Annotated in this window: 6 protein-coding genes and 2 tRNA genes; 5 read left to right on the top strand and 3 right to left on the bottom strand. The window is 64.5% G+C overall.

Annotated elements, in window-relative coordinates:
* The first annotated feature begins 2 nt into the window (after nt 1-2).
* Together yidD and Q4C89_RS13545 are read left to right on the top strand one after the other, a co-directional pair.
* Complete coding sequence (gene yidD, locus Q4C89_RS13550; RefSeq protein ID WP_303103152.1) at nt 3-263, top strand: membrane protein insertion efficiency factor YidD; 261 nt, start codon at nt 3-5, stop codon at nt 261-263.
* Nucleotides 260-1,852 carry a YidC/Oxa1 family membrane protein insertase gene (locus tag Q4C89_RS13545; protein WP_303103151.1) on the top strand — a complete coding sequence of 531 codons (1,593 nt, stop codon included), beginning with the start codon at nt 260-262 and terminating at the stop codon, nt 1,850-1,852. Before yidD ends, Q4C89_RS13545 begins: the two co-directional genes overlap by 4 nt.
* Before the next feature lie 161 nt (nt 1,853-2,013).
* Here the strand turns inward: Q4C89_RS13545 and Q4C89_RS13540 are convergent, their stop codons facing one another.
* Nucleotides 2,014-2,619 carry a TetR/AcrR family transcriptional regulator gene (locus Q4C89_RS13540; protein WP_303103150.1) on the bottom strand — a complete coding sequence of 202 codons (606 nt, stop codon included), beginning with the start codon at nt 2,617-2,619 and terminating at the stop codon, nt 2,014-2,016.
* 120 nt (nt 2,620-2,739) lie between these two features.
* Here Q4C89_RS13540 and Q4C89_RS13535 point away from each other — a divergent pair, with 120 nt between their 5' ends.
* Nucleotides 2,740-3,219, top strand: coding sequence for an EVE domain-containing protein (locus Q4C89_RS13535; RefSeq protein ID WP_303103149.1), 480 nt, complete (start codon nt 2,740-2,742; stop codon nt 3,217-3,219).
* 241 nt (nt 3,220-3,460) lie between these two features.
* Here the strand turns inward: Q4C89_RS13535 and ilvA are convergent, their stop codons facing one another.
* Nucleotides 3,461-4,960 carry a threonine ammonia-lyase, biosynthetic gene (gene ilvA / locus Q4C89_RS13530; RefSeq protein WP_303103153.1) on the bottom strand — a complete coding sequence of 500 codons (1,500 nt, stop codon included), beginning with the start codon at nt 4,958-4,960 and terminating at the stop codon, nt 3,461-3,463.
* A 241-nt stretch (nt 4,961-5,201) separates the two neighbouring features.
* Nucleotides 5,202-5,732, bottom strand: coding sequence for a phosphoribosyltransferase family protein (locus Q4C89_RS13525; protein ID WP_303103148.1), 531 nt, complete (start codon nt 5,730-5,732; stop codon nt 5,202-5,204).
* Between the two features lie 158 nt (nt 5,733-5,890).
* Here Q4C89_RS13525 and Q4C89_RS13520 point away from each other — a divergent pair.
* Nucleotides 5,891-5,964 (top strand) — tRNA-Cys (locus Q4C89_RS13520).
* Nucleotides 5,965-5,984: 20 nt separating this feature from the next.
* A tRNA-Val gene (locus Q4C89_RS13515) sits at nt 5,985-6,059 on the top strand.

Here is a 6,059-nt window from a genome sequence, read left to right as displayed (position 1 = left end):
TGGTGCGGGCGGTACGCTGGTATCAGCGCGAACTCTCGCCGCGCAAGCCTGCGCCGACCTGCCGCTTTACCCCGACCTGCTCGGAGTACGCGGCCCAGGCCCTCGAAAAGCACGGGGCGCTGCGGGGCGGCTGGCTGGCGACGTGGCGGATTTTGCGCTGTAATCCGCTGGTGCCGGGCGGCTACGACCCGGTGCCCGAGCCGGGGCGCAAAGGCCCAGGCCACTCCTCCCCACCTTCCCAACAAACGGACAAACCTTCATGACCAACAAACTGCTTCTTCCCGCAGCGGCGCTGCTGGGTACGGTGCTCCTGAGCGGCTGCGCCCAGACTGGCCCCCTTCCCACCTTCGGCAAGGCCATCGTTCCCGAGTGGATTGTCGCCAATTTCGACGGTCAGCCCGGCGACGAGTACATCGCCACCAGCAACCTTCAGGACGTGGTGTTCAACGCCCGTGGTGAAGTCATCGGCTGGTACGTCAAGAGCTATGCCGGAACGCCCTACATCAAGAAAAAGGCCGACGGCACCTACGACTTTTCGGCCCTGCAAAACCAGAAGGGCGGCATCGTCAACATGGTGGCGGGGCGTAAGGCGTTCGCGGTGCAGGCAGGCGACGTGCTCGACCCGGCGGGGCCTGCCGAAACGCAGCCCGCCCAGGTGAGGACCGACCTCGCCGCCAACCGTCAGGACGCGGTATTCCGCTACACCCAAAACGGCGTGCAGGTCACCAAGACCGTCACCCTGCGCCCCCGCAACTTCAAAGTTGACCTGAAAACCCAGGTGCAGAACGGCCCCGAAAAGGTCGAAATGCTGTTCCCCGGTCTGGGCAAGGCCGACAACCCCCGCGTGCAGGCGGTGCCCGTGGGTGGGCAGCCCGCCAGTGTGCAGGGCAGTGGCGTGGTGAGCGTCGACAACATCCAGTACGCCGCCTTGCAGGAAAACCCCAGCCAGATTGCCCACGCCCTGATTGTTCAGCCCAGAGACGGAACACGGGCGGATGTCAAGCTGACCGGGGGCGCTCAGAGTTCTATCGTGGCTACGGTGCCTGCCACCAGCAGCCTTGAGGTCTACGGCGGCAAAAACGAACTGATTCACCTGTACCAGAGCGGCTATACCGACCTGCCGGGCCTGTTCCAGCCCAACTTCTTCGGGCAAATCAGCCTCCTGATCGTCAAGCTGATGGAGGCGCTCTACAAGGTCATCGGCAACTGGGGTCTGGTCATTCTGGCGCTGACCGTGCTGCTGCGTCTGGTGATGTGGCCGCTGATGCAGGCGCAGGGACGCACCACGGCCCGCATGCAGATGATTCAGCCGCTCCAGAAGGAGATCCAGGAGAAGTACAAGGGCAAGACCGACCCCGAGTCGCAGCGGGCCATGCAGATGGAAATGGCGCAGCTTATGCGCGACTATCAGGTCAATCCGGCGGGCTGCCTGTCGTCCTTCCTGCCTTTCCCGGTCCTGATTGCGCTGTGGTCCACCATCCGCAACTTCGAGTTCGACAGCGGCTTCCTGTGGTTGCCTGATCTGGCGATTCCCGACCCCTTCTACATCCTGGCCGTGCTGTACATGATCGTGAACCTGGGGCAGCTGTACGTCTCGACGCGCAAGATGCCGGAAATGTTCAAGCAGCAGGCCATGATCTACCTGATCTTCCTGTACTTCGCGCTGACCTTCCCGGCGGGCGTGACGCTGTACATCATTCTCTCGACCATCATCGGGATTGTGCAGCAAGTGCTGATCAACAAGCAGGTGGAGCAGGAAACCGCCAGCCTGGGTCAGACCGTGCAGAAGGTCGCCCCCGGCACCGCCAAGACCACCAAAGTGACCAAGACCATAGACGCGCCGAAGAAGTAAAGCCGAAGCGTCTCAAAGTCTGAACGCCAGTTTCTCCTCAACAGGGAAGCTGGCGTTCAGACTTTGTCCTGAAGAACGACGTGATAGGCGGGCGTCTTCTCCGCCCGGTAGTTCGCTTCACTCTCCCGCAGCGCAGTGAAGCCGTTCTCCAGCGGCGGATTTTACTGCGCCTGTGCTCCGGCTCCGTCCAGATAGATGGTGAGCAGGGCAGCGGCGGTGCGGTGCGGCTCGGGTGTGGGTGGGCCACTCACCAGCGGATAGGTCAGCGCCAGCAGAGCGCGGGTCAGCACAGGTGGGGGCAGGTCGCGGCGCAGTTCCCCACGCTCGGCGGCCTGGGTGATGAGGGCGGTCAGGCCGCCCATCCACACCCGGCGATACTCGGTTTCAAAGGCGGCGCGGCGTTCGGGCGACACATGGCGCAGTTCGGAAGCGAGTTGCAGGCCCACGCGCTGTTCGGGCGCCGTGTCCAGCAGGTCACGCATCAGCGTTTCGAGTTGGGCGCGGATGCCGCCCTGCTCCTGGGCGTGGCTGACCAGGCGGCTTAGCGAAGCCAGGGCTTCTTCCAGAATCGCCACGAACAGCGCCTCTTTGTCGGCGTAGTGGTGGTAGAGCGCGGGTTTGGTCACGCCCACCGCTTCCGCCACCTCGCGCATACTCACGCCGTGGTAGCCGCTCGCAACAAACAGCCGCGCCGCCTGACTCTGAATACGTTCGCGGGTGGTTTCGGGAGAACTGATGGCGCGGGAAACGGGCGGGGGGAAGCTCACCTTCCTATGATACCGCTCTGAAAAATAGTTTGCGTAGGCGAATTGTTTTTCCGAACGAAGTGAGGCAGAGAAATTACGGGTCTGGGCGGCCCGCTGCGGCCAGACGCTACCCTCGGGGGCGTGGCGTACTGGCTCATCAAATCCGAACCCGACGTGTTTTCCTATGCCGACCTGGTCCGGGCCGGGCGCGAACCCTGGAACGGCATCCGCAACTATCAGGCCCGCAACTTTTTGCGGCAGATGCGTCTGGGCGACCTGTGCCTCTTTTACCACTCCAACGCCAAGCCGCCGGGCGTGGTCGGGGTGGCGCGGGTGGTGGGGGAGAGCCAGCCCGACGACTTGCAGTTCGACCCGAGCAGTGCCTACTTCGACCCCCGCTCCGACTCCGCCGATCCCCGCTGGAGCATGGTCGAAGTGGCCCCGCACCGCGAGTTGCCGCGCCTGCTGACCCTGCCGGAACTGCGCGAACTTTCCGCGTGGCAGGACTCGCCGCTGACCCGTCCCGGCACCCGCCTGAGCGTGCTGCCCGTCACGCCAGAACAGATGCAGGCCGCGTTGGAGGCGGTGGGGCTGAACCCTGCCGAACTGCTGGCCCCCTGAAAGCCGGACAAGACAAGTCGCCTCGCTTCACCTGAGCCTCTGCCATAATGCGCTATGGAATTGCTGCTGGGAACTTTGTTGCTTGTTCTGCTGCTGGCGGCGCGGCCTGGATTGGCCCAGCCCCGGACTCAGCGGGTGCGGGTGGTGGCCCGTCCTTCGCGGTCTGAACGCCGTTAAAACTCAAGACATAGACGGGCCGCCCTTACGCTGATAGGGGCGGCCCGGTTTGTCTGATTCGAGTTCAGGTCAGAAACAGGCGGTAAGCCGGGTTGCCGGTCACTTCCTCGGCGGGATAGCCCAGGTGCGAAAGGAATTCGGCAAACTTCGGCAGGTCGTCCTCGCTGACCTGGATTCCCGCCAGCACGCGTCCGTGGGCCGAGCCGTGGTTGCGGTAGTGGAACAGGCTGATGTTCCACCCGGTTTGCAGGTTCAGGAGAAAGTCGCGCAGGGCACCGGGCCGCTCGGGGAAGGTGAAGGCATAGACCTGCTCGTTGACGGCTTCGGGAGCGCGGCCTCCCACCATGTGCCGCACGTGAACCTTCGCCAGTTCATCGTCGGTGAGGTCGAGGGCCGGATAACCGTGCGCCTGGAGCAGGCCGAGCAGTTCTTGCCGCTCGCTGGCCTGTCCCAGTTGAACGCCGACGAAAATGCGGGCGTCGTCGCGGGGCGCGTAACGGTAGTTGAACTCGGTGATGGCGCGGGAGCCGATGAGGTCGATGAATTGCAGGAAGGCTCCGGGCCGTTCGGGAATAGTCACTGCCAGAATCGCCTCGCGCTTCTCCCCGATTTCGGTGCGCTCGGAAACGTGGCGCAGGCGGTCGAAGTTGATGTTGGCCCCGCAGGTCAGCGCGACCAGGGTCTGCTCCTGAAGGCCATGCTCGGCGGCGTACTTTTTCAGACCCGCCACGCTGAGCGCCCCGGCGGGTTCCAGCACGGCGCGGGTGTCGTCGAACACGTCCTTGATGGCGGCGCAGACCTCGTCGGTGCTCACCCGCACCCAGTCGTCCACATAACGCCGCGCCAGGTCGAAGGTGTAGGCCCCGACCTGTTTGACCGCCACGCCGTCCACAAAGATGCCCACCGTGTCGAGCCGCACCCGCTCGCCCGCCTGAAGGCTCTGCTGCATGGCGTCCGAGTCGTCGGGTTCCACACCCACGATTTTGACCCCCGGCTTGAGCGAACGCAGGATGCTGGCGACCCCGGCAATCAGGCCGCCGCCGCCGACGGGAACGAACACCACATAGTCGTCCTGCTCGACCTGGCGCAGCAGTTCCAGGGCGATGGTGCCCTGTCCGGCAATGACCAGCGGGTCGTCGTAAGGGTGGACAAAAGTCAGGCCGCGTTCCTGCTGCACCTCGTAAGCCCGCGTTTCGGCGTCGCTGAACGAATCGCCGTGCAGCAGCACTTCGGCCCCGCGTGCGCGGCAAGCCTGCACCTTGATGTCGGGGGTGGTGGCAGGCATCACAATCACCGCCGGAATGCCGAGCGCCTGACTGGCGAAGGCGACCCCCTGGGCATGGTTGCCCGCCGACGCGCAGATGACGCCCTTGGCCCGCTCCTCGGCGGTCAGTTGGCTCATTTTGTTGTAGGCGCCGCGCAGTTTGAAGGAAAAGATCGGCTGCTGGTCTTCGCGCTTGAGCAGCACGCGGTTGCCCACGCGCGCACTCAGACGCGGAGCCTCGCTGACTGGGGTTTCGACGGCGGCCCCATACACCTGACTGGTGAGGGCCAGCCGCAGCACGTCCAGGCCGTCAAGCTGTCCGGCAGCGGGCAAAGTCGTGGATTCGGAAAAAAGGGTATCGGACACGGCGCAAACCTCGTGGGGCAGGGGATAAGGAAGAACGGGGGCATCAAAGCAAAAGGCCCTCCCGCCACTGGGGAGAGCCGCGTCGCCCTGGCTGAGCATAGGCCGCTCGGCAGGTCGGAGTGGACGTTTGTCTATAGACGCGGGGGCAGGGAGGCGGCCCGCCTATCGGGGACGCTCAAATTCGGGCGGGCAACTCCTGAAGAACCTGGACAGGCAGCTCGCTCTGCCCCTGCTTGAAGGCCGCCAGGTAGCCGTTCACTTTGCCGCCCGCCCGCTCGGTCAGCCGCGCCAGGGCCTGCGCCGTGCCGCCCGAAGCGACCACGTCCTGCACGATGGTGACGCGCTTGCCCGCAAGTCTGGCGGCATGTGGCCCATCCAGCCACAGGGTTTCGCCCACACCCAGGGTCATGCTCGGAACGTCCTGAATGAGCGGATCTTGCATGTACGTGCGACGTTTTTTGCGGGCCACCACGTAGGGCAAGCCGCTGCGGTCACTCAGCTCGTGGGTCAGCGGCAGGGCGTTGGTCACCACCGTCAGGAGGATGTCGGTTCCTGCTGGAATCAGGGGCAGCATGGCCTGGGCCGCCGCCTTGGTCAGTTCGCTGTCTCCGATGAACTCGACCAGGGGCACCCGCCCCAGGTTGCCCGCCCGCACGGTGGGCAGGGTACGGGTCACGTCACCGACGGTGATTTGCAAGTTGTCCATACGCGTAGGATAGCGGTCTGGGCTGGTGGTCCATAGCGGTGTTCGGCCAGGTTCGGGGGTGGGTTTACACTTCAGCGGGTGCGTGCTACCATACCTCCCGCTGGAGAGGAAAAGGCCCCCCAGCCCCCGCGAGGGACACGCCGGGTTTCCACCCGTAGGGCGCTGTAGCCAAGTGGTAAGGCAGAGGTCTGCAAAACCTCCACCACCGGTTCGAGTCCGGTCAGCGCCTCCAAATTCGTTACCCATAGGTGTAGAACCGTAGCTCAGGGGTAGAGCACTACCTTGACACGGTAGGGGTCAGGGGTTCAAATCCCCTCGGTTCTACCA

Origin of the sequence: Deinococcus sp., from assembly GCF_030523985.1 — a bacterium.
Lineage (GTDB): Bacteria > Deinococcota > Deinococci > Deinococcales > Deinococcaceae > Deinococcus.
The sequence above is the reverse complement of the archived record's forward strand: the minus strand, read 5'-3'. Positions and strand labels throughout refer to the sequence as shown.

Bases quoted from the DNA above. Each gene is read 5' to 3' on its own strand.
- Q4C89_RS13545 (WP_303103151.1), top strand. From the start codon at position 260: ATGACCAACAAACTGCTTCTTCCCGCAGCGGCGCTGCTGGGTACGGTG.
- Q4C89_RS13525 (WP_303103148.1), bottom strand. From the start codon at position 5,732: ATGGACAACTTGCAAATCACCGTCGGTGACGTGACCCGTACCCTGCCC.